Here is a 23,405-nt window from a genome sequence, read left to right on the forward strand (position 1 = left end):
GGGTGAAGCTTTCTGTACGGTTGTGTCGAATAAATCGACGTTTCCCGGCGAAAATTGCGCTAAAATATGCGCGTCTTTTAACCCGGTCCGCCCTTTGCGAGGGCGACTACCTGGAGCTTTGCATGTCTGTATCCACCCCGACGTCTACCTCAATGCCGCCCATTGTGGTCGCGGCGCTATATAAATTCGTCACCCTCAACGACTTTGAAGTGCTGCGTGAGCCGCTGCGCCAAACCATGCTCGATAACGGCGTGAAAGGCACCTTGCTGCTTGCCAAAGAGGGTATCAACGGCACAGTGGCGGGCAGCCGCGAGGGTATTGACGCGCTGCTTACCTGGCTGACTGCTGATCCACGCTTAGCCGATATTGACCATAAAGAGTCTTACTGCGACGAGACGCCGTTCTATCGCACCAAGGTCAAGCTCAAAAAAGAGATCGTCACTCTCGGCGTGCCCGATATCGATCCTAATGACACCGTGGGTACCTACGTCGAGCCGGAAAACTGGAACGACATCATCGCTGATCCGGAAGTGCTGGTGATCGATACGCGCAACGATTACGAAGTGGCCATTGGTAGCTTCGAGCGGGCGATCGATCCTAAGACGACGACTTTCCGCGAGTTTCCCGAGTACGTGCGCGAGCACTACGACCCGGAAAAGCACAAGAAGGTCGCGATGTTCTGCACCGGCGGCATTCGCTGTGAAAAAGCCTCCAGCTTTATGCTCAAAGAGGGCTTTGAAGAGGTCTACCATCTTAAAGGCGGCGTGCTGAACTATCTGGAAAAAGTCCCCGAAGAGCAGTCGCTATGGCGCGGTGAGTGCTTTGTGTTCGATAACCGAGTCACCGTGCGCCACGACTTGAGCAAAGGCGAGTTCGAGCAGTGCCACGCCTGCCGTATGCCCATCTCCACAGAAGATATGCAGTCCTCAGCCTATGAGCCGGGGATTAGCTGCCCACACTGCATCGATTCATTGCCGGAGAAGACCCGCGCCGCCGCTCGCGAACGTCAGCGCCAAATTGATCTAGCCAAACAGCGTGGCGAGCCGCACCCATTAGGCCGCGATACCCGCCTAATGAAAAAATAAGCGAGTGCACCGTAGGCAAGCATCGTGCACAAGCCTTGTAGGCTAGACTGATGGGCAAAAGTGTTACTCAAAACCAGGAGTTCACCATGCCCATCACCTCTGACAGGCCCTCTTCTGAAGGATCATCTTCAACCGCTCCCATTCTGCAGCGCCTTGACCATCAAGGTGTCACCACGCTGACCATGAGCACACCAGAGCGCTTTAATGCGCTCTCGGAAGCCATGCTAGGAGCACTTCATGACGCCCTGACCGAGATTGCTGACGATAGCAGCGTGCGCTGTGTCGTCCTCGCGGCGGAAGGTAAAGCCTTTTGCGCTGGGCATGATCTGAAGCAGATGCGTGCCAACCCCGATAAAGCCTACTACCAAACGCTGTTTACCCGCTGTAGTGATGTGATGCAGGCGATTGTCCACCTGCCAGTACCGGTGGTTGCCAAAGTGCAGGGCATTGCCACTGCCGCAGGCTGCCAGCTGGTGGCGAGCTGTGACTTAGCCGTCGCTGCGCGTAGCGCCCGCTTTGCCGTTTCCGGGATCAATGTTGGGCTGTTTTGCTCCACCCCAGCGGTAGCGCTCTCCCGCAACGTGGCGCCTAAGCGCGCCATGGAGATGCTGCTTACCGGGGAGTTTATCAGCGCTGAGCAGGCTGCCGAGTGGGGGCTGATTAATCGCGTGGCAGAAGATGACGCGCTGGATGAAGCAACTAACGAGCTGACCGCCAGTATCTGCGCCAAAAGCGCGGTGGCGGTGCGCACCGGGAAAGCCATGTTTGCCCGCCAACTCGCCATGCCACTTGATGAAGCCTACGCCTTTGCCGGTGAAACCATGGCTAGCAATATGCTGGCCGAGGATGTGGGCGAAGGGATTGATGCGTTTATGGCCAAGCGGCCACCGCAGTGGCGGCATCGCTGAGGTGTTGTCATTGAATGAATGGAATTCGTTTCCGCAAACGCGACAGCGGCCTAGCTAGCGCGTTATCCTGACGCCCTTTGTGTTTGTAAAGAAGACGCCTCCAGCAACGGCGCTTTTAGTGAGTAGGCTGGAGAGCTTTTGAGAGCGTCTTTTTGAGAGCGTCTTTTAGGAGAAAGCTAGGTGAGTGAAGTCAAGCGCAGGACGGTCGGTCGTCCGGCGAATACCGCCAAAGCCAGCGGAGGGCATAGCCAGTCGCTGGTACGCGGTTTAAAGCTGCTAGAGTATCTTGCGGCCAGCCCTCTTGGGCTAGCTCTGTCAGACGTGGCAGAGATGGCCGAGTTGGCACCGTCGACCACCCATCGGCTGTTACAAGCTCTGCAGAGTCAGGGGTTTGTAACCCAGGAGAACGAACAGGGCCTGTGGCGAATCGATGTTAAAACTTTTCGCATCGGCAATAGTTTTCTGGAAGCCCGCGATGTGGTCGCCACTACTCGGCCGTTTCTGCGCCGCTTAACCGCCGAAACCGGCGAAACGGCCAACTTGAGTATCCGCGATGGAGCCACGGCGGTTTTTCTGGCTCAATATGAATCTCCACAGATGATGCGTATGATCACTCGGCTAGGCTCGCGAGCGCCGTTGCATGCCTCTGGCGTCGGTAAGGCGCTGCTGGCGTGGATGCCCGCTGATGAGCGTAGCCAGCTGCTGGAAGGCCGCGAGTTGGTCCGGGTGACCACGAATACGCTCTATCAGCCTGACACCCTGCAAGAGGAAATGGCGCAGATTCGTGGCCAGGGTTTTGCCTGCGACCGGGAAGAGCACGCCATTGGTCTCCACTGTGTCGCTGCCTGCGTTTTCGACGAATACAGCACGCCGCTGGCGGCGATCTCCGTCTCAGGCCCGATGGCACGTATTCCTGAAGCCCGCTTGTTAACCTTGGGGGCCCTGGTGCGCCAAACGGCTGACGAAATCACCCAGCAACTGGGTGGCCAAGTCCCGCGCTAAAGGGCACCACTGACGCGATGCTGAGCCTGTTTTTTGTTGCCTTGGTCAGCGCCACGCTGCTACCTGGTGGGTCAGAAGTGTGGCTAGCGAGGCTGTGGTGTGTTGGCGAGCCGCCGCTAGCGCTTTGGCTGATTGCCACCTTGGGCAATACACTAGGCAGCATGATTAACGTGGCGCTGGGTCGCTATGCGCGCCAGTTTCAAGGCCGCCGCTGGTTTCCCGCCTCACCACGCAGCCTAGCCCGCGCTGAGGGGTGGTATCACCGCTTTGGCGAGCTGAGCCTGCTGATCTCCTGGGCGCCGATTATTGGTGACCCTCTTACCGTGTTGGCCGGCGTGTTTCGATTACCCTGGTGGCGAGCGTTGGCGTGGATAGTCATCGCCAAGGGCACCCGCTACGGCGTGGTTTTACTGCTGGCGCACCACTGGCTAGCGCCGCTGTGCCAGTGAAACATCTTATTAATCAAGTCATGTTACCCTGTACAACTTTTTAACAAGCTGTATTGTCAGTGTAGGCAAGGTCGGTTGCACGCAGCGTGTCCGGTTGTAAACCATTTACTTGCTTAACGTTCGGCAGTCGTTAGATTAAAAAGAACACTCACCAAAAAGGAGGTTGAGGTGTGAAGCCACTTCGTTTGTTACCCTGGCTAAGTGTCTGGCTATTGGCAATGATTGTCATGTTAGCCTCGCCAGCAATGGCGCAGAGCACGCCGAGTGAATCGGCTGGCGCGGACGGTTCAGAAGCCGCCACAGAAGCGGGACCGACGTCTTATGAGGCATTGGCAAACCTGTTAGCAGATGAGCAGTCGCGACAAGAGTTGATTGAGATGTTGCGCAATCAAGCCTCAGCGCTGCCCGCAGGCGTTGCCAGCGAACTTTCGCCAGAAGCGGCCGCTCAGGGCAGCGATTTAGCGCCGGAGGATGTCTCGCTGCCGCGCCAGTTAGCGGAGCTTACCAGTCGCGTGGTTAGCGATGTGGGTGGGCAGTTTGAGCAAGTAGTTAGCATTGTGAGCGGGCTATTCGCGGGCGGAGAGGCAGACAGTGTCTTTGATATGGCTGCGTTCACCAGTGCGGCGATCAATCTAGGCATTGTGATTGTCGCGACCTTTGCAATGTTTATAATTTTCCGACGGCTGGCGAAACCGCTGTTTACCAAAATCAGTGGCTGGTCGTTAAACGGCAATAATTTAACGCCGGTATTGCGTTTGATTGTTTGCGTGGCGATTGCGGCGGTGATTGACGTACTGTTGGTTGGCCTTGCTTATGTGGGCGGTAATTTACTGGCCACCTTCGCGGTCGGCGAAACCGGTGAGCTTTCGACTCGCGCCTCGCTATTCTTGAACGCTTTTTTAATTATCGAACTCATTAAAGCCGCTGTGCGGATGCTGTTCTCTTCGCGCTACGAAGGGTTGCGGCTACTGCCTATCTCCGCCCAAGAAGCCTCCTATTGGAACCGCTGGTTAGCCCGTTTGATCGGTATGGTGGGTTACGGCCTGATGGTGGTCGTACCGCTGGTCAACTTCTATGTAGCGGCCTCGCTAGGTCAAGCCGTCGGTACGCTGATTATACTGTTGGCGTTTATCTATGCAGTGGTCGTGGTGCTAAAAAACCGCGCCCGCCTGCGCGATAACCTGAACGAGATAGCGGCAAAGACAACCTTAACCGCCAGCCGCGTCTCGATGCAGCTGTTGGCTCGTACCTGGCATCTGTTCGCGCTGCTCTATTTCTTGATCGTTTTTGTTCTGACGCTCACGCGCCCTGGTGATGCGCTGCCGTTTGTGATGTATGCCACTCTGAAGTCGTTGGCCGCGATTGTGGTGGGGCTGTTGGTGTCGTCTTTTCTTACTCAAACCATTGGCCGCCGTATCACCCTGTCAGACGACTTGCGGCGTAAGCTACCATTGCTTGAAAAGCGCTTGAACAGCTACGTTCCCAATGCGCTGCGTGTGCTGCGCACAATCATTTTGGTTGTGGTGATCATGGTGGTGCTCAATGCCTGGGGCGCGTTTGATTTAGCCGCTTGGTATGCCTCTGAACGGGGTGCCAGATTGGTCGGCAACTTGACGGGTGTGGCGATTATCTTGATCGTGGCGTTAACCGTTTGGTTGGGCTTGGCAAGCTTGATTGAGCACAAGCTCAATCCGGAAACCGGCCATGGTGAACCTACTGCAAGGGCCAAAACGCTGCTCAGCCTGTTCCGCAATGCGCTGGCGATCGCCATGGTGACAATTACCGGCATGATCGTGCTGTCGGAAATTGGCATCAATATTGGCCCGCTGATTGCCGGTGCTGGTGTGCTGGGTCTGGCGATTGGTTTTGGTGCGCAGAAGCTGGTGCAAGACGTTATCACCGGGGTGTTTATCCAGGTAGAGAATGCCATGAACACCGGCGACGTGGTGACCGTAGGTGGCATAACAGGAACCGCCGAACGGTTAAGTATTCGTTCTGTTGGTATCCGTGATCTTGCGGGCACTTACCACTTAATACCGTTCTCAAGCGTGGATACCGTATCTAACTACATGCGCGAGTTTGGTAACCATGTGGGCGAATACGGTATTGCTTATCGTGAAAGCATTGACGATGCCATTGCGCAGCTCCAGCAGGCCTTTGAAGATCTTAAAGCCAGTGAAGAGCACGGTTATAAGCTGCTAGCTGACCTAACCGTGGCTGGTGTGGTCGCCTTGGCAGATAGCTCCGTGAACATCCGTGTGGTGATCAAAACCACGCCGGGTGACCAATGGGCTGTTGGTCGTGCTTACAACCGCTTGGTTAAGCTACGCTTTGATGAGGCGGGCATTGAGATACCTTTCCCGCATACAACGCTTTACTTTGGGCAAGATAAGACGGGCTCTGCGCCGCCTGCGAACTTACGGGTTATGCAGCAAGCCTTTACTATTGATGGTAGCCCGGCAGGCCAGCCCAAAGCAGGTGATATTATATCGGACGATCGGTTTGATCCACGACGTAGTCGGACCACCTCTGAAACAGTCGAACACGAAAAGCCCGACCATGATGACGTTGATGAAAACTAATCTATCGTCATCTTAACGTGTTAGCGGGGCCGCCTTCGGGCGGCCCCGCTGCGTTGGTGCATCCCAGAGGGTATTTGCTGGAGATGAGTTCTCTGTACGCTTAGCTAGGCTAGGGGAAGTGCCAGCCAACGGCATAGATCTCTCCCATGAGGGTAAGAGTCTACTGGGCGCAAGCCTGAAAGGTGACGCGCAAAAATGCGCTGAATAATGTTGTGCGTTTTACTGGAAGATCAGGTGGTTTGCCCCGGTGCTACCGACGTCGAGCAGTGTTCAAAGCACCATCAACTCAATTGTACTTCATGAATATCATCTGGCCACCCTACGTGGTCACTTAATCACTACATTGTTCATCTAGCGTTCATGTTCTACTTGGTATCTTATACGCATCGAAAAGAGCAGCATGCTTTCTTTTTCGACTGCCCATCGTTGATATGCATCAATGTAACGTAGAAGTTTTGAAAGCTCTTTTAGATTATCCAGCATGTTATTAAGTGGAAGCGGTGTAAGACGTAAGTTTAAGTGGTGGTAGTAATTCAGTGGTTGGGTAGGCGCTCGACTTTTAAACTGATGGAGAGGCTAATTGTCTATACTAGTTACTGGTACGGCTGGTTTTATCGGTGCCGCCGTTGCCAAACGCCTGCTTGACAGCGGCGAGCATGTGATCGGAGTGGATAATCATAATGTCTATTACAACCCCTCTCTGAAAGAAGCACGCGTGTTACGTTTAATTGCCCACCCTAATTATCGTCATTTACGCGTCGATATCGCTGATCGGGCGGAAATGGCTAACATATTCAAACGTTACGTATTCAGACGTGTTATTCACTTAGCAGCACAAGTTGGCGTGCGCTATTCGCTGGAAAATCCCGCTGCCTATATCGACAGCAATTTAGTTGGATTTGCTAATGTGCTCGAAGGATGCCGTCAGCAAGAGATTGAACACCTAGTTTACGCCAGCAGCTCCAGTGTTTATGGCGCTAACGAAACTATGCCCTTCTCGACTCATCACAACGCTGACCACCCTATAAGCCTTTACGCAGCGACTAAAAAAGCCAATGAATCAATGGCTCACACGTATAGTCATCTGTACGGCATACCCACCACTGGCCTGCGTTTTTTTACTGTCTATGGCCCTTGGGGGCGTCCAGACATGGCACTTTTCAAGTTTACCCAAGCCATTCTGGCAGGCGAAACGATTCCCGTATATCACTATGGCCAACATCGGCGTGACTTCACTTATATCGATGACATAGTTGAAGGTATTATTCGGGTGCTGGGAAAACCTGCGCAAGCCAACTTGCATTGGTCGGGACAATCACCTGACCCAGCTACCAGCCGTGCCCCCTGGCGCCTTTACAATATCGGTAATCATCAGCCTGTTGTGTTGATGGATTACATAGCTGCTCTGGAAAGTACTTTGGGCATTACTGCTCACAAAGAGCTATTACCTATTCAACCGGGCGATGTACCCGATACTTATGCAGATGTAGGGGATCTTATCGATCATTTTGGCTATCAGCCTGCTACCTGCATAGAGGAAGGTGTCACTGCTTTTGTACGCTGGTATCGGGATTTTTACAAAGTATAATTTTATAAGTAATGGTTTTTAAAAAACAGGGTGAATAGCGATGAAACTTTCCGTCATTCTCAGTACCTATAATTCTCCAGAATGGCTGGAAAAAGTGCTTTGGGGCTACAGCGTGCAATCCTACAACAATTTTGAGTTGATTATTGCCGATGATGGCTCTACCAGTGAAACGCGCTATCTTATTGATCGAATGCGAGAAGAAGCAGGGCTTACGATCAAACATGTTTGGCAGGAAGATAACGGATTTCAAAAATGTCGAATCCTGAATAAGGCCATTATTGAGTCTACCTCAGAGTATTTAGTTTTTAGCGATGGCGACTGCATCCCACGCCAGGATTTTCTCAATGTACATGCAACAGAAGCCTTACCCGGCTATTACCTGTCGGGCGGTTACCATAAATTGCCAATGGTTACCAGTGAAGCTATCACTAAGGAGGATGTGCTCTCTGAGCGATGTTTCGATCTGAAATGGCTAAAAGCTCATGGCTTGTCGTTTTCCTATAAAAACAGCAAGCTGACAGCCACTTCTAGACAAGCAAAGCTATTTAATACACTCACACCGACCCGCTGCCGTTTCAAAGGCTCAAACGGCTCTGCCTGGAAAAAAGATGTTCTCAGCGTTAACGGTTTTGATGAAACCCTGGCTTACGGCGGTGAGGATAGAGAATTTGGCGTTAGGTTAGTAAATTTGGGCATAAAGCCGAAGCACGTACGCTACAACGCCATTGTTATTCACTTGGATCATGCCCGGGGGTATGTGGATACCGATATCATCGCGTCCAATAAGCGACATCGCATCAACATTGATAAAGAGGGCACGATTCGTACAGCATTTGGCATTGAACAACACCAGCAGTCGAACGGAGAAGGAGTAATACATTGATTTTCTTCGTATTTTCTTACAATCGTGGACCCCATCTTAAAAACTGCATTGAGTCTATCGAAATCTGTGCGCCCAGCCATCGCATTACTGTTTTTGATGATGCCAGCGATGACCCTGAAACTCAGCAAATACTTGATGAAATCGAGATTCGACATGAGGTCAGGCGGCGTGATGATAAGGGATCAAGTAATCAGCATGGAGCGCTTTACACCAATATGCAGAGAGCCATTGAATCCGTCGAAGAAGACTGCCTTATCGGCTTTCTTCAGGACGATACGCAAATGGTTCGTAAGATTGATGAGCAGGATATTCGGTTCATGGAAGATTACTTTGAAACGTTTCCAAGTAGCGGATTTCTTGCGCCGGTGTTTCAGAAAAAAATTACCCGGCAGCGTACGCTCGACCGCTTTGTTTTTCGCCCGGAGCGAGGGGTTTACGTGTGTGAACACCGCAGCCGTAAGCAAGTTGCCGGCGTTTACTACTCCGATATTTCGATAACCCGGAGTGATCGTCTACGTAAAGGAAACTGGAAATTTTTATCGGGTGAATTTGAAAACGAGCAGCAGGCGAAGGCCAGCTTCCTCGAAATGGGTTATCTACCTGCACCATTTGTCATGTGGCTACCCAACCCACCAGCCTATCGAAACAAAAAAAAGAACATTACCTTTAAGTTGGCAGAGATCATCAATCAAGCTGGCTTTTATCCTTTTAATATTATGGATAGTGAGACAACAGAGGAACTTAGAAAACACTCAACAGAGCATGCTCCAATTGCTGAAGACTACCTTACAGTTGCTGTCGAAGGTTTAAAAAAGCCATGGATTTACGACCCACTCAGACGCTATCGATTGCTACGCAAGCTCGCCAAGCTTGAAAGTTTTATGAGGAGCTTGAGTAGAGCAAAAAACGCCTAATTGAACGCTTAAAACCGACGTTTGATCCAGTAGCCGCTTGATCAATTTATCTACGCCTTTAGCTTTTTAGGGGAAATATTCAACGATACACCATGTTAGGCTCCGGGACTATTGCTAGCTTAGCCTAAAGCACTTTCTATCAATAGGAATGTAAAACTAAGTTGCTTAGGATTTTAAAAATGTGGAATACACTACAACTCGCTTTTTTCCGATTCGCAGCCGGGGGCAAGGTACCCCCTCAATGGTTCGAGTCAAAGCTACCGCCGGAGCGTGATCGGGCTGCTAAAACGGGGCATCTCACCCTTGAAGTGGTCAGTCACTGCTGGAACTACTCTCACTTCCTAGTTTACCAATTAAGTTCTTTAGTGCTCTTCCCGCCCAAATTACTCGATGTCACCATGACTATTTTTTACAGTCCAGAGGACACGAAAACGGTTGAATTATTAGAATTCTTTGAAAAGCAAGAGATTCCTGGAGTCACCTGGAACTGGCAGCCAATGCTAAAGCAGGAGCTGTTTCGTCGTAGTATTGGTCGTAATCGTGCAGCGCTTGCCACAAAAGCCGATTGGGTATGGTTTACTGATTGTGATCTCATGTTTCGGGAAAGTTGTTTGGATAGCTTAGCAGAATGCTTACAAGGTCGATGCGATGTTTTGTTGTTCCCGGCTGAAGAACGCACGACGGGTCTACTATCGGAAGATAATTCTATGCTTTGTGCGGTAAATAATGGGCCTCGAGTGTTGGATATTGATGTTTCCTCCTTTACTACCCGGAAGATCACTAAGGCCACGGGGCCGCTACAAATTTCTCATGGCGATGTATGTCGAGCTATTGGCTATTGCCGAAGTATCACTTTATATCAGCAGCCCGTCCAAAAATTCGCCAAATGCCATGAAGATCGTGCATTTCGCTGGCTATTGCGCAGCCAAGGTGTACCCATCGCGGTACCGGGAGTTTATCGGATACGACATATTGTTAAAGGACGTTATAACGGTAGTGACACTCAAAGTAATTTCCGGACTTGGATACGAGTTTGGCAGTCTCGATGGCGAGATTGGCGTCAGGGAGAAACGCCTAATGAGTGAGGGACATCGAATTGTATTTATTACGCCAACTTGGGCGGGTGATCTTGATCACTTTCGAGTAATGAGATCATCCTTTGAGCAATCGTTGTTCGCCCAATTTGATCACTACGTTGTTGTACAAGATGAAGATCTTGCGTTATTTGAGGAATTTCGTGATCGTAACGGACTGATCCTGCTTTCTACAAAAGACGTGTTACCTGAATTTATTGATTGTCGCAGGAAACGTGCACGAAAGTTGGCTAAGCGCTTAGGACGACATTCCACCCGGGTTTGTGGGAGTCTCAAGCGAATTTTTTCCTGGCCTATCTGGCCGTCTTATACTGGCTGGCACACTCAGCAGATATGCAAATTAAAGCTTGCGAGTGAGCTGGTGTGCGATACTGCTGTTATTATTGATTCGGATGTGATTATTACAAAAACTGCAGCCATTGAAGATTTTTTAAGTGCTTCTGGCACTGTATGCTTTGCTAATTGGCTAAATAGAACTGAAATAAAAGGGAAAGTCAAAAACTGGATAGATGAATCTGAGTGCTTGGTTAATGTAAAGCCTGATTCTGACTATGTTAATGTTTACTTTGATACTCCTTTTGTTTTCAATCGACTGTTACTTTGTGAAGCTCTCTCATTACTCGAAAAAAGAACCGGTAAAGATTGGTGGGACGTTTTTCTAAATCGTCCGCCGCGCAGGTGGTCTGAGTTTGGTTTTTATAAAGCATTTTTGATAAAGAAAGAGCCGCTAGTGAACATCGATTGGCGCGAACCTTCATTTTGTCGTTATCTTTATGATACCAAAGACGTAAAATCCGTAGTTAACACCGTGTCTGATATGATGCATGATCCGCAGATTCATTATGTGACCATTCATTCTCAGGCGAACGGTCGCGAATACCAAAACCCTAACGAGTATTTGGAACCCATTCTGTCTATTTTTTCTCGTGATCATTGAATCGTAATTAAATTATTAATTTTAAGTTAATGAAAAAGAGATGGATATGGCTAATTTGACAGTATGTGTCTTTTCTTTTAATCGCGGAAGATATCTGCGTAATTGTGTGGAATCTATCCAGCGCTGTATTCCGAATGCCAACATTGTTATTTTTGATGACCATAGTGATGATCCTGAAACTTTAGAATATCTTCGGATAGTAGAAAGCTCTTGCCAAGTTGTAACTCCAGGTAAAGTTGGTTCCATCAAACATGGTGGCCTTTACCACAATATGAACGCCGCACTTGAAGGTTTTAAGGAAAGACCGTTAATGTGCTTTCTTCAGGATGACACTCAAGTCGTACGGCTTGTTTCTACGACCGAACTTGATGAAATGGAATCGCTGTTTGACCATAACCCAACTCTTGGCTTTGTGCATCCTTGTTTTATCAGGGGCATCGATCTGAAGAAGCGTCCAGTGATACCGCTAATGGGTCCAACACCTGACTTCTTTTATCGCAAGGATTCTGGGCAAAGTGCAGGTATCCACTATTCAGATCTAGTCGTGTTTAAACCAGGTCGGCTCGTCGAAACGGGGTGGAGTTTTCAGCAATCCGAGCCAGAGAACGACAAACAAGCGAAGCTAATGTTTGATATGATGGCTTATATGTGGCTGCCGTTTGCGATGTGGTTGCCGGAAGTTCCAGCCTATCGTGGCAAAAAGAAAACACTTGGTTTGCGCTTGGCTGAGCGAAAAAAAAAGGTGGGTTTCTATCCTTTTAAAATAATCACATTGGATGAACTAGTCTTAAATAAAAAGAAGGCGCCAACTCGGTTACCTGTAGCAGAAGATTTTCTCGAATGTTCTCCTTTTTCTCCCGCAGCTCCCTGGACTTATAACCCTTTAACAGGTTTAAATTTTCTAAAACACCTTAATGATTTTGAGGTTGCAAGCCGACGTTGGTTCCGCCGGTGAGCTATTTTTTCTTTACGAGTTCATGTGAATGAAATGTGAACGATTAATTCATCATAGGGTAAGGAAATATTGGTATTATTAAGTCTTACTATTCTGTGTTTTTGTATAGGTTCTATGGTTATGGAATTTTTTAAAAAAAATATTTTTCAAAAAATTGCTTATGAGTTAAGTGATTTAAAATATCAAAAAAAAGAAAGGCTGGGAGATATAATAAAAAAATATGAGTTAGATATAGCTAATATAAAATTTATATCCGTGGGAGCAAATGATGGTATAAAACATGACCCTATAGCTCCTTTTCTGAAAAAATACGATTGGGAAGGAGTCTTTATTGAACCAATACCAGAATATTTTAGTTTATTAAAAGAGAATTATAAAAAAAGCAGAAAAATAATATTAGAGCAGGCTGCTATTGGGAGTGAGGAATCGCAAAAAAATATTTATCTCATAAATCCTAAAGCGCCATGGATAACTATTTTTTTTGGTAAAAGGCTAGCTTCTTTTGATAGAAAAATTATAGAAAGTCATTCTTGGTATGTACCGATGTTGAGGAAAAATATAATTAATTTAGAAGTGGCGGTTATTCCACTTAGAACAATAATTGAAAAATATGAATACTGGGATGTGGATTTAATAACTATTGACGTAGAGGGCTATGAACTTGAAGTGATCACAAGCCTAGATTTTACAAAAATTAAGCCAAAGATAATATTTTTCGAAACAAAGCATTTGACAATCAATGGATATGAGAAAATAGTAAATTTATTAGAAACCGAGGGCTACAAAATATTCGCGTTAGGGCGTGATTCCTATGCAATAAGTTAGTGGATGCTGATAAGGCTATGAATCATAATTGAGTTGAATTCAAATTTTTGGAGCTTTTTTATGTCACAAAATTGGTTGTTTTTAAAACATTTTTTACGCTCCCCTATCGCAATTGGTAGCGTCATGCCAAGTTCACGTCATCTGGCTGCTGCTATGGTTCGCTGTGTAGAATGGGAACAAACACGCGTTATTGTTGAACTTGGCGCTGGTACAGGTGTTATAACGCAAGAGATAAATGCTTTGCGCCGTGAAAATTCATCATTTTTATCTTTCGAATATGAAAATTCATTACGTGAAAATCTTGCTCAATGCTATCCTAATGTCAGTTTTTATAAAGATGCCTTTCGATTAAAAGATCATATGGTCACTCAGCAAGAAGACAAAATAAGAGCTGACTGTATTATATCTGGTTTACCGTTTGCGAATTTCTCTCAGCAGCAACGTGATAATCTTCTTAATGATATTTATGATGTTTTAAACCCAGGTGGTTTATTTGTGGCCTTTCAGTATACGCGCCAGCTTCAGCCATTTCTTGTATCTTCTTACGATAAATTAAATTGTCACAAAGTATGGGCTAATTTACCACCTGCCTATGTCTATTTATGTCAAAAAACATCAGGATCGAAAGCACCTGTTGATGTACATCGTAGAGGTGATGAACGTGCTTAATCGGTTACGTTATAGAGCTAAATTAAGAACGCGACGTTGGCTTAGAGAAAATCCTAAATGGCTCAAAAAGCTGAGGCATTTCCGCTGCTTTAGCGGAGACCCTGAGTCGGTCAGCCGCGGTTTTGCAATTGGGTTTTTTTTTGGCTTAACACCCACCGTTGGCGTTCAAACGTTTCTGGTACTGTCAAGTTGTCTGATGCTAAGAGGCAATTTTCCTATAGCCTTTATGGCAACCTGGGTTAGTAATCCATTAACACTGGTCCCCCTTTACTGGTTATTTGAAAATATTGGCAGCTTGTTCATCTCTGGCTCGATACTTTCCACCAATACTGCAGCGGCATGGCCCATGCTTCAATTCGTAACATCAGGAACGTTAAAAATGTTGTTGGGGAGCCTATTTATTGCTACTCCTATGTCACTTTTGTCTTATTTTGTTGTTTATCGTTTGGCAAAATTGAACCTCATCCGGAATAAAACTGTTACCTAAATAAGTTGTTTCTAATAATAAGCCTTGAATCTATTCCCTGTTGTTTATTGAATATGAAATTGCCGCTTGTTCCATATCAGGCAATTCCCGACTTCTTCCTCTTTCACCGATAGAAGCGCGATAAGGCTTGAAGCACTTGAGTTGAGACAACAGGATCGGGGCGTACTTCATCGAGTTCGTTCATTTGGTAGTCATAGACTTCGAAAGTCCCTGTCGGGTATACGGTAATCTGGTAATCGGGTAACAGGATACTGTAGCCCATGTAGCTCCCCGACAGCATCCATTCACGCTTTGGTTCGGGTTCCAACAAATTGTGGCCGAGGGTATAGCGCTCGGGCGCGGCTTCACAGCCTAGCATCTCTTCAAGCAGCGTTGGTGCAATATCAGCATGGTGTGTGCGCCTTGTGATTTCACCACCCGCGTGCCCCGGCAAGTGCATGATCAGCGGCACTTTTACCTGCTCTGGTGTGTAGTTGCTACCATGGCCCCAGTAGTTCTTGCCGTGCTCGTTGAAAGATTCGCCATGATCTGCAGTGATCACCACGGTGGTCTCGTCCAGTAATCCTTTGGTGTTCAGGTCATCGAGCACGCGGCCCAACTGTTGATCCACATAGCGTGCTGCTGTCCGGTAGCGATTCCAGTAAGGTTCTGGGTCAAACTTCGGGCCCAGAAGCATATGATTGACACTTTCCCAATAAGGGGTGAAACGGGGGAAGTCGGGCGGATGGCTGTATCCATGCACGGCGTCATAGAAAAGAAAGCTGAAGAAGGGGCGATCATCTGTATTCCGGTTCTCCTCTTCTGCCCAAGCTAACCAATCGTTGGTGATTTGACGATCACGCTCCCAGGGTTCGCCCTGGGCTGGCTGGAGTGAGACATCGTCCAATCCAGCAAAGACGTTGCGGTCGAAAGCAGGGCTAACGAGGGTGGCCGAGGAGAGCACCTTGAAGCGGTAGTTCTCCTCTTCCAAGGTCTCCATCAAAACTGGCGGCGTCTGGCTGGCGGTGAAGGCGTCCCAGTAGGTTACCGGCAAGCCGTAGAAAAGGCTGAATACCCCGGCCTTAGTGGAGTTACCACCGCTAATATGCTCGTTAGCTTTGAGCCAGCCCGGCTGGTTGGCATAGCGATAGAGGTTCGGCATCACCTCTGGGGTTAGCATGTCATGGCGCAGTGCATCGATAACAACGAGCATTAGATTGCCTGGAGCGTCAGATGGTTGACACGATAGTGGCGCCATGGGGTAGATCAGGTCTTGCTCGCCGCCCGGCGCTGCCTCCAGTTCTACGGCATCGCGTACTGCCTGGGCATCTACCCAACCCTGCTCGACGAAGAAACGCTTAGCGGTGGCCGGGTAGAAAACCGGCACGTGACGGGTCATACCGGTGATCTCACGGTTATAGTGAGCATCTGCCCAGGCATGCCAGCCATGCACACTGATAAGAGCGATGACATTGACGGCCAGCACCGACCACACAGGCCAGGACAGCGAACGTTTTATCAACAGTTGTCCTATGATGCCTTGAAGCGCCAACATGCCCAGCGCCCCGCCGATGGCCAGGCTCCAGGCTATCCAGGAGAAGCTGAAAACATCGCCGCCAGCGTTGAGCAGCAGGTCAAGAATAAAACCGCTCAGATGGAAGCGATACTGGGCGTAAACGAAAGTGTCTAGTAGGAGCAGCAGTTGCAGGGCACTGGCCCACAGCGTCGCTACCAGCCATAACCACTTGCCTCGAATAACGCTAGCCAACAGGAATAACGGCAGAGCGCCCAGCCAAATCAATAGCGCCAAATGGCCAAGGAAAATCAGCAGGAGATAGCCCCATTGTGTTGCCCCATCCGGATCGATATAGGGGATATAACGACTGGCGATTAACCAGCCCAACAGCAGATTGGCGAGGGTCCAGGCAGCGAGCCAACGCCAGTGAAAAAAGAGCTTCGCGATCATGGGAAGGTAATCCAGAACAATTAACCGTCAGCCCGAGGAGATCCTCAGTGGCAGTGGGGGAAGCGAAACGCGGCAAAATAGTAACCTAACAGCGTAGGTTTCCCAAGCGCTGATGCCATCTTTGGTAGCGGATTTGGGCTGAGCTTTACCCCTGAATTCAACTAATAAGTGCAGCACCGGCGGTTTCTAGTGCTCCTGAGTATTCTCCTAAGAACACCTGAGCTGGAGTTCGGTATCCCAGCCGTTTTCTTGGTCTATCATTTAGCTTATTGACGACCCTTCGTAGCTCTGTATCGGTCACCTTTCGGAAGTCCGTTCCTTTCGGGAAATACTGGCGAATCAGGCCGTTGGTATTTTCATTGGTACCACGCTGGCTTGAGCGGTACGGGGCACAAAAATAGGTCTTGGCCGAGACGGCCTTAGCAACCTGCCGGTGCTCGGCAAATTCCGAACCGTTATCTAGGGTGATGCTTTGCACTGCTCCTCGGCGTGGTTTTAATAATCGGGTCATCGCCTTGGCCGTTCCAGTGGCCGTGATTTTCGGCAGGCGCGCTGCCAAGAGGTAACCGCTGCGTCTCTCGACCAGGGTCACCAAGCCGGATTCTTTGTGGCCCTTGAGTACCGTATCGCCTTCCCAATGACCGATATGGCGCCTTTTTTCCACTTCAGCGGGGCGCTGCTCAATACCTACTCGGTGTGGGATCTTGCCTAATCCCGCATGCTTGGCTAACTGGCGCTGATAGCGCCGCTGACGTGGTAGCCGGAGTCGCTTCCATAATTCACCACCGTGTTTCTTGTCGTCCCAGATTAATGCATAGATCCACTGGTGGCTTACGCAAACCCCGTTGGCATTCGCCATGAAGCCACTTATTTGCTGAGGGCTCCATTCATCCATCAGTTGATCAGTCACCCAGCGAATCAGGCTTGGCAGTCGCTTCGTTACTTTCCAAGCGCTGCGTCGGCGCTGATCACTTCTCGATTGCGCCTGCTCAGGCGCATAGCCAGCCGTAAGCCCATTGCGCTTTATCTCGCGGCTGACGGTGCTGCTGTGAACCCCAATAGCCTTGGCTATTTGTCGCTGGCTGATGCCTGTCTCCAGATAAGCAAAAATTTGGTATCGTTGGGCCTGGGTCAGTTGTCGGTATCCCATGCTCTGCTTCACTTTGGTCGGTAAAGTCGAGAGGGTACCGGCGCTGGCCCTCCTTCCTCTACTGTGTGATCCAAAGTGCTGCGGTTATTCTATGAATCCAGGCCTCACGTATCTTTAATGTTTATTAGATAGCTGACGGAAGCTCGTATCGCATCGTCTGTTTTTATATAAGTAAAGTTTAAATATACAGCTATAGTAAAATGAAGACGGCCCAGCATGAATCGTCGTTTGCCCGGATTAACTTTTCGTCGGCTTAGGGCGATAGACAATAGACTTCTGAATGAAAAAATTAGCGATATAAAATATCAGCATTCCCAGGACCATAGCCGCAACTGGATGAACGTGAAACGAAGACTTTAGATACTCAATAAAGGTCCAAAGGAAAGTGATGTGAAGTATCATTAAAAATAGAGTTGCTGTGACTTGAAAAAAAAGTTTGCCTTTCGATCGAAACACAACGTTTCGCATGCCATAAATATAAAAAGGCATTGAACCAATCCTGGAAGCTATTAACGCAGGCCCGGTCGGAATATTTAAAGTCGTCAGTAATGTAAAAAGCAAAAAGTCAATGAAAGCACTGATGGCAGATACGGAGGCATACCGAAAAAGAACTGCATATATACGAATAGAATCGAGTAATGGATTAAAGTGAGAAGTAGGATTTCCGGGCTCGTAGATCGTTTCAATTTCAACTTGGTGTAGTGAAACGTCGGTATTCTTAGCTAGCTTAAACAGGCAATGAAATTCATAGTCGTACCGGTTGGCGTTGATATCAAGCATCATCGGCAGATAATCGCGCCGATAGGTTCGGAGCCCTGATTGGGTGTCGGTTACTGTGTGCCCCGTAGCAATTCGGAAAACGCCAGCGGTGAGTATATTGCCAACGCGGCTGCGTAGTGGAACACTGTTATCAAAGCGCCTGGAGCCAATATTTGGATGCCCCGTTAAAATCGCTTTTTTTGATAAGCGCATTACGTCAAGAGGGGAGTGCTGCCCATCTGCATCAGCGGTAACAACATAGTTTACGTCGGGCTGATTATTATAGATATGAGAGAACCCGGTTTTGAGTGCTGCCCCCTTTCCGCGATTAACATCGTGATCTAGTATTGTCACCTTCGACAACGTTCGGAGCTCATCAAACACCTGCAATGCATTATCACTGCAGGACCCATCATTGACTATGATGATACCGCCAAACGTGGAGTCGGCTTTGGCCAGCTCCAATAATTCATAAGTGATGCCCAGGAGTATACCATTGGGCTCATAGGCAGGTACGAGCACCATAAAATGCTTACCTAAAGAGGAGTTTGGTTGATTCTCGATATTGTTTAAAGCATCACTTAACATTAATTGTCTCTTTCTTCTTGGCGGCTTTTTAGAGCTGAAGCACTGCTTTTTTTATCTTGCTCTGTTAGCGTTTCTAAGATCTCGTGGTTATAGATGCTGCGATCAAAGGCCTCCCAATTCGTTAGAACAGTACCCTCAGGAATATGTTTACCCGTCCGCTTTACGATTGACGCAAAATGTTCTTTGAACCGACTCTGTGTCCCATTGTGCTGAAAGACCGTTGAGTCATCGACGGGATTAAAAAAATCTAATCGATAGAAAAGTACCCTGGAGTCAGTGAGGTTCTTTTCGACGTGCAGCATGGGTTTTCCATTAATTTCGACACTTCGCAGTATGTCATAGGCTTCCTGAGTACGTTCTTGAGTCGAAAAATGCAGGTGTGCGTCGTGTGTCATCAGTGGTTCAATGGAGATTGGTTTAATCCCTAAGAGCTCGATAAAGCTGGCCGGGTTATGTGGACGATGGAGTATCCATGCTGGTTCATCGAGCGTACAGGTTTGGGAGAGCGCGTTCATTACGCATTTCTTTTCGCCTAGTGAAGGTGGCGCCTTCTGAAAAACCTTGGTGAGTATTTCATTGATCGCCTTAGCTGCAAAAGCGAGTTGTGGGCATGAATGACCATCGCGAGATAACCAGTAATGATGTTGTGTATGTGCCAGAGTGTTTAGAAATAAGATCGCGTGATCTGGTTGGAAACGCTTGGTTGCACGCAAAAAAGCCATCGCCGAGAGATACTCAAAAAATACGATAAAGACAATATGCGCGGGGCCAAATTGTTTAAGGCCTTGGACGAGAAAACGCATAGCGTCGAGAAAGTCACGTGAACTAGTGTGACGAATCATGCTTGCTAGTAACTTGGAGCCGGAAAGAGCGACTTTTCGTTTTGAAATATCTAAGTAATTTTTGGCTAAATAACGTGGCAGTTCAATTAGGCTTGTGTATTCCGAAGGGTATGCGTTTTCGGAAAATGTCCATGGGTCGGGAATGAAAGCGTGGCACTTATCCGCCGTCCCTCTACTGCCGTTCATAACGCCCCATATAACTGAAGACTGACCCTTGTCACTCCATTTTTCCCAAATCTGCTTCGCGGACAGCGACGGAATATCGCCGAGATTTTTAATCTGGTGTGTCGTAGATGGAACGCCGCTATGCACCGACACCCACTGTACCCATGGTTCAAGAAACCCTGAGTCGTAGGTATCTTCGGACCAGCTTCGGTCTTGATGCCACTGGAGGACTTCCTGCAAAAAGGTAAGATTTTCCCGGCCAGCAATTTTTCTTAACAGATCAGCGGAAAATTCATTTAATTCAATTACTAACATAGATTCAATTCCTACAAAAAGTCTTATATTGCATAGATTAATATCAAACTTTCCATTCGCTTCCCCATATCTTATGTTTTAAGGTCATCGTTTTAAGAGCAATGTGTTTCAAGAGCCGTAATTTTCCGAGTGGCGCCCCTCTAAGTTGATCGACTCCCCACCATCCACAAACAGAATTTGCCCCGCCACAAAGGGGTTATCCAACACGTAGTGCAAAGCTTGTACAAGGTGTTCGGGGTCACCCTGGCGCTTTAGCGGAATACCTTCAATGCGCCACTCAATATAGTCGCTGGTGCGCTGGGAGGCAGGCAGTACGACGCCGGGAGAGATGCCGTTAATGCGAATGCGCGGGGCGAATTCCAGTGCCGCCATACGGGTCATTTCCGCCAAGCTCTTTTTCGACAGCAGATACGCCGCGTAGGGATACTGGTGATAAGCTATTTTGTTATCGATGATATTGATCACCTGACCCTCTTGAACTACTGCGGCAAAGTGGCGCGTAAGCAGCAGTGGGGTAAACATATTGACCCGAAACTGAGTCTCCAGCATCGCCAGTTCGGTCGCTGCAATCGGCGCTGGTTCATAGGCTGAGGCACTGTTTAGCAGCAGGCTAAGCCCAGGAAAGCGGCGCTTCGCCGACTGAATTAAATCGTTTAAGCTGTCGGTTAAGAAGTCGCAGCAGAATATTTCACACTCCCGACCCTTGGCGCGGATACCGCTGGCGACTTCTTCGGCCTCCTCCCGGGAGCGATTAACGTGGAGGGCGATGTCGTAACCCGCATCGGCCAGGGCTTCGGAAAAGTAGCGTCCCAAGCGGGTGGCACCGCCGGTTACCAGAGCAGCTTGTTGGTGCATACAGCGTTCCCTACTGTTTTATTGGTATATGAAGACTTTCTGCGTGAGCGTAGCGTTTGTCAATAACTTATACAGAGCCTACGCGAGGCGCTAAATTGGTGAGGTTAAAAGAAGTGTCCTATGCCAGGATGGTTCTAAAGACGTCACTTTGCACAGGATGTTGCTATGCCACCTATGCCTTTATCTTCCGCGCATGCCGCCCCGCTCCATGAGTGTTTCATCTCATTGGGATCCAATATCGACCCAGACCACTATTTCGCGCAAGCGCTTGAGATTATCAGCCGTGAGTGTGAGCTGTTGGCGCGTTCAAAGGCGATCCGCACTGCGCCGGTGGGGTATCAGCAGCAGCCCGACTTCTTAAACGCCGCGCTGTTGGTGAGCACGTCTCAGGAGCGTGAAGCATTTCGAGCCTATCTCAAAGGGGTAGAGGACCGCTTAGGCCGCGTGCGGGGGGCGATTAAATCGGGGCCACGTACGATGGATCTAGACATTGTGGCCTGGGATGGGGAGATCGTTGATGACGGCTACTTTAAGCACAGCTATGTGAAAAAGCCCGTCGATGAAGTGCTGGCGAGTAGTGGCCGCACTCTTGAGTTTAGCCCACCCAGCCGGCGCAGATAACTCTGTGCCGGCTGGGTGGGGTCATAAGAGCACTCGTTTACTCGATAATGCCCTGTTCACGGGCCATTGCGTAGGCCGCCTGGGGGCCATTCCACAGCGACGGCAGCAGAATCAACGACACTGGAATCGCGGTGAGAACGATAAACTGCTGCAGCGCGCCAATTTGTCCCGCGCCCATGTAAAGCAGTACCGCCGCCATTAGCGCCATGGCAATGCCCCAGAATGCCCGCATCACCGGACTTGGGCTGTCATGACCCGCGCCGACTACCGCAATTGCGTAGCTCATTGAGTCGCCGGTAGTGGCCACGAAAATTGTCGTAAGGGTCAGAATGGCCAGCGCCATCCAGGTGCCGCCGGGCAGCGCCTGGGCCACGGTTAGCGTTGCCACATCAAACTGGAAGTTATTCAGCGCTTCGGTCAAATCAATCACGCCGTTCAGTTGATAATAAATGCCCGAACCCCCGAGCAGGGTAAACCAGACAGTAGTTGCAATCGGTGCCAGGATCGCCACCGCAACGATCATCTCGCGGATGCTGCGCCCGCGGGAAATACGCGCCACAAAAATCGCCATTCCCGGTGCATAGCCGATAAACCAGGCAAAGAAGAACACCGTCCACCACTGCATCCACCAGGCAGGTGCCGTTTCAGCGGTCATGGTTGCCATGGTAAAGAACTCGCTGACATACGCACCCATGCCGGAAACGTAGCTATTAACTAAAAATAGCGTTGGGCCAAAGACAAACATTACCGCCCCAATAGCTAGTGCCAACAGCACATTAAAACGGCTAAGTAGCTGAATGCCTTTGTGTACGCCGCTCATCGAAGAGAGCACATAAATGCTGGCTAGCACACCAAGAATGATCAGTTGGCCGGTATAGCCTTCCGGTAGGCCAAACAGCTCTTGAAGACCAAAACTGACCTGGGTGGCCAGAAAACCAATCGGACCCACGGTACCAGCGACCAACGCAATCACGCAGCAGGCGTCGACCAAGCCGCCTAGCGGGCCGCGCATTAAGCGTTCACCCAGAATTGGATAGAGCAGGGTGCGCGGCTGCAGCGGCTGGCCTTTCACGTAGTGGGCGTGCGCCAGAACCACCGCTGTTAATGACCCGAGTACCGCCCAGGCCATAAAGCCCCAGTGCATAAAGGATTGACCCAAGGCGCCAGAAACAGCTTCAGCGGTACCCGCTTCACTGTCGAAGGCAGGCGGTGTCACCACAAAGTGGTAAACCGGCTCACCGGCGGCAAAAAATACCCCGCCGCCCGCCAGCAGCGTACATAGAATAATCGACAGCCACTTAAACGTGCTCATTTCTGGTGCATCTAAATTGCCGATTTTGGCTTTTGCCGCCGGGGTCATGGCTAAACCGATGGCAATAAAGAACGTCATCAAGAGTAGCAGCTGGAAGTAGCTACCCAACACTAACGCCGTCCAGGCGAAGCCTGCGCTGATGCTATCCGCCACCAGAGCGACGTCGTAAAACGACAGCGCCAGAAAAGCGACGATGAAGCCTATACTCAGGATCAGTACAATGGGATCGCCAAGTGAAAACCGCTGAGAGCCCTCAGTTGTGGGGCTAGATTGGTTCATATCAGATACCTTTGGGGTAACGGGTGAGGCAAAGCGACGAGCCTATTAACATGTATAAATAAGCGATTTAAAACGCTCAAACAGCTCGTTTTCAGCACAAAAAAAAGCGCCATTCAAGGAATGGCGCGAGGACAGGAAACTGGGTTTAGTATATCGTCAATTTAGACCAACGTCTAACATGTTTTATCTTGGTGCA

Annotated in this window: 21 protein-coding genes; 15 read left to right on the forward strand and 6 right to left on the reverse strand. The window is 49.1% G+C overall.

Annotation, left to right across the window (positions count from 1 at the left end):
* Window positions 1-122 precede the first annotated feature (122 nt).
* From QT230_RS19950 to QT230_RS20015, 14 genes are all read left to right on the forward strand, one after another.
* A complete protein-coding gene (locus QT230_RS19950; RefSeq protein ID WP_308323908.1) occupies window positions 123-1,085 on the forward strand; it encodes a rhodanese-related sulfurtransferase in 963 nt (320 codons plus the stop codon).
* Between the two features lie 86 nt (window positions 1,086-1,171).
* On the forward strand, window positions 1,172-1,993 hold the full coding sequence (locus QT230_RS19955) for an enoyl-CoA hydratase (RefSeq protein ID WP_308323909.1): 822 nt from the start codon (window positions 1,172-1,174) through the stop codon (window positions 1,991-1,993).
* 180 nt (window positions 1,994-2,173) lie between these two features.
* Window positions 2,174-2,995, forward strand: a complete 822-nt coding sequence (locus QT230_RS19960) for an IclR family transcriptional regulator C-terminal domain-containing protein (protein WP_308323910.1) — start codon at window positions 2,174-2,176, stop codon at window positions 2,993-2,995.
* 17 nt (window positions 2,996-3,012) lie between these two features.
* On the forward strand, window positions 3,013-3,444 hold the full coding sequence (locus tag QT230_RS19965; RefSeq protein ID WP_308323911.1) for a YqaA family protein: 432 nt from the start codon (window positions 3,013-3,015) through the stop codon (window positions 3,442-3,444).
* A gap of 170 nt (window positions 3,445-3,614) precedes the next feature.
* The gene (gene ybiO / locus QT230_RS19970; protein WP_308323912.1) at window positions 3,615-6,026 is read left to right on the forward strand and encodes a mechanosensitive channel protein; all 2,412 of its coding nucleotides are present in this window, start codon (window positions 3,615-3,617) and stop codon (window positions 6,024-6,026) included.
* 580 nt (window positions 6,027-6,606) lie between these two features.
* On the forward strand, window positions 6,607-7,614 hold the full coding sequence (locus QT230_RS19975; protein WP_308323913.1) for an NAD-dependent epimerase: 1,008 nt from the start codon (window positions 6,607-6,609) through the stop codon (window positions 7,612-7,614).
* A 40-nt stretch (window positions 7,615-7,654) separates the two neighbouring features.
* A complete protein-coding gene (locus QT230_RS19980) occupies window positions 7,655-8,497 on the forward strand; it encodes a glycosyltransferase family 2 protein (RefSeq protein ID WP_308323914.1) in 843 nt (280 codons plus the stop codon).
* Window positions 8,494-9,411 carry a glycosyltransferase family 2 protein gene (locus QT230_RS19985; RefSeq protein WP_308323915.1) on the forward strand — a complete coding sequence of 306 codons (918 nt, stop codon included), beginning with the start codon at window positions 8,494-8,496 and terminating at the stop codon, window positions 9,409-9,411. Before QT230_RS19980 ends, QT230_RS19985 begins: the two co-directional genes overlap by 4 nt.
* A 179-nt stretch (window positions 9,412-9,590) precedes the next feature.
* Window positions 9,591-10,496 (forward strand): hypothetical protein, encoded by a 906-nt coding sequence (locus tag QT230_RS19990; protein ID WP_308323916.1) that lies wholly within the window; start codon window positions 9,591-9,593, stop codon window positions 10,494-10,496.
* Window positions 10,489-11,442 (forward strand): DUF6492 family protein, encoded by a 954-nt coding sequence (locus QT230_RS19995; RefSeq protein ID WP_308323917.1) that lies wholly within the window; start codon window positions 10,489-10,491, stop codon window positions 11,440-11,442. The genes QT230_RS19990 and QT230_RS19995 overlap by 8 nt, the downstream gene beginning before the upstream one ends.
* A 46-nt stretch (window positions 11,443-11,488) precedes the next feature.
* On the forward strand, window positions 11,489-12,397 hold the full coding sequence (locus QT230_RS20000; RefSeq protein ID WP_308323918.1) for a glycosyltransferase family A protein: 909 nt from the start codon (window positions 11,489-11,491) through the stop codon (window positions 12,395-12,397).
* A 120-nt stretch (window positions 12,398-12,517) separates the two neighbouring features.
* Window positions 12,518-13,222: an FkbM family methyltransferase gene (locus QT230_RS20005; RefSeq protein ID WP_308323919.1), complete on the forward strand. Its 705-nt coding sequence runs from the start codon at window positions 12,518-12,520 to the stop codon at window positions 13,220-13,222.
* Window positions 13,223-13,282: 60 nt separating this feature from the next.
* Complete coding sequence (locus tag QT230_RS20010) at window positions 13,283-13,891, forward strand: methyltransferase domain-containing protein (RefSeq protein WP_308323920.1); 609 nt, start codon at window positions 13,283-13,285, stop codon at window positions 13,889-13,891.
* Entirely contained in the window at window positions 13,884-14,378 is a 495-nt protein-coding gene (locus QT230_RS20015) for a DUF2062 domain-containing protein (protein ID WP_308323921.1), read from the forward strand. Before QT230_RS20010 ends, QT230_RS20015 begins: the two co-directional genes overlap by 8 nt.
* Before the next feature lie 103 nt (window positions 14,379-14,481).
* Here the strand turns inward: QT230_RS20015 and QT230_RS20020 are convergent, their stop codons facing one another.
* The 5 genes from QT230_RS20020 to QT230_RS20040 all read right to left on the reverse strand — a co-directional run bounded on the left by QT230_RS20020 (window position 14,482) and on the right by QT230_RS20040 (window position 20,997).
* Window positions 14,482-16,323, reverse strand: coding sequence for a DUF3413 domain-containing protein (locus QT230_RS20020; RefSeq protein ID WP_308323922.1), 1,842 nt, complete (start codon window positions 16,321-16,323; stop codon window positions 14,482-14,484).
* Between the two features lie 157 nt (window positions 16,324-16,480).
* Window positions 16,481-17,473 (reverse strand): IS30 family transposase, encoded by a 993-nt coding sequence (locus tag QT230_RS20025; protein ID WP_308323923.1) that lies wholly within the window; start codon window positions 17,471-17,473, stop codon window positions 16,481-16,483.
* 237 nt (window positions 17,474-17,710) lie between these two features.
* Entirely contained in the window at window positions 17,711-18,820 is a 1,110-nt protein-coding gene (locus QT230_RS20030) for a glycosyltransferase family 2 protein (RefSeq protein ID WP_308323924.1), read from the reverse strand.
* Window positions 18,820-20,142 (reverse strand): hypothetical protein, encoded by a 1,323-nt coding sequence (locus QT230_RS20035; protein WP_308323925.1) that lies wholly within the window; start codon window positions 20,140-20,142, stop codon window positions 18,820-18,822. The genes QT230_RS20030 and QT230_RS20035 overlap by 1 nt, the downstream gene beginning before the upstream one ends.
* Window positions 20,143-20,250: 108 nt before the next feature.
* Window positions 20,251-20,997, reverse strand: a complete 747-nt coding sequence (locus QT230_RS20040) for an SDR family NAD(P)-dependent oxidoreductase (RefSeq protein ID WP_308323926.1) — start codon at window positions 20,995-20,997, stop codon at window positions 20,251-20,253.
* A 165-nt stretch (window positions 20,998-21,162) separates the two neighbouring features.
* Between QT230_RS20040 and folK the strand changes: the two genes are divergently transcribed.
* Window positions 21,163-21,618: a 2-amino-4-hydroxy-6-hydroxymethyldihydropteridine diphosphokinase gene (folK, locus tag QT230_RS20045; protein WP_308323927.1), complete on the forward strand. Its 456-nt coding sequence runs from the start codon at window positions 21,163-21,165 to the stop codon at window positions 21,616-21,618.
* A gap of 37 nt (window positions 21,619-21,655) precedes the next feature.
* On the opposite strand, the gene QT230_RS20050 is transcribed toward folK, so the two are convergent.
* Complete coding sequence (locus tag QT230_RS20050) at window positions 21,656-23,209, reverse strand: BCCT family transporter (protein ID WP_308323928.1); 1,554 nt, start codon at window positions 23,207-23,209, stop codon at window positions 21,656-21,658.
* Window positions 23,210-23,405: the final 196 nt, after the last annotated feature.

It is taken from the genome of Halomonas sp. SpR8 (assembly GCF_031010195.1).
In the GTDB taxonomy this organism is placed as follows: domain Bacteria; phylum Pseudomonadota; class Gammaproteobacteria; order Pseudomonadales; family Halomonadaceae; genus Vreelandella.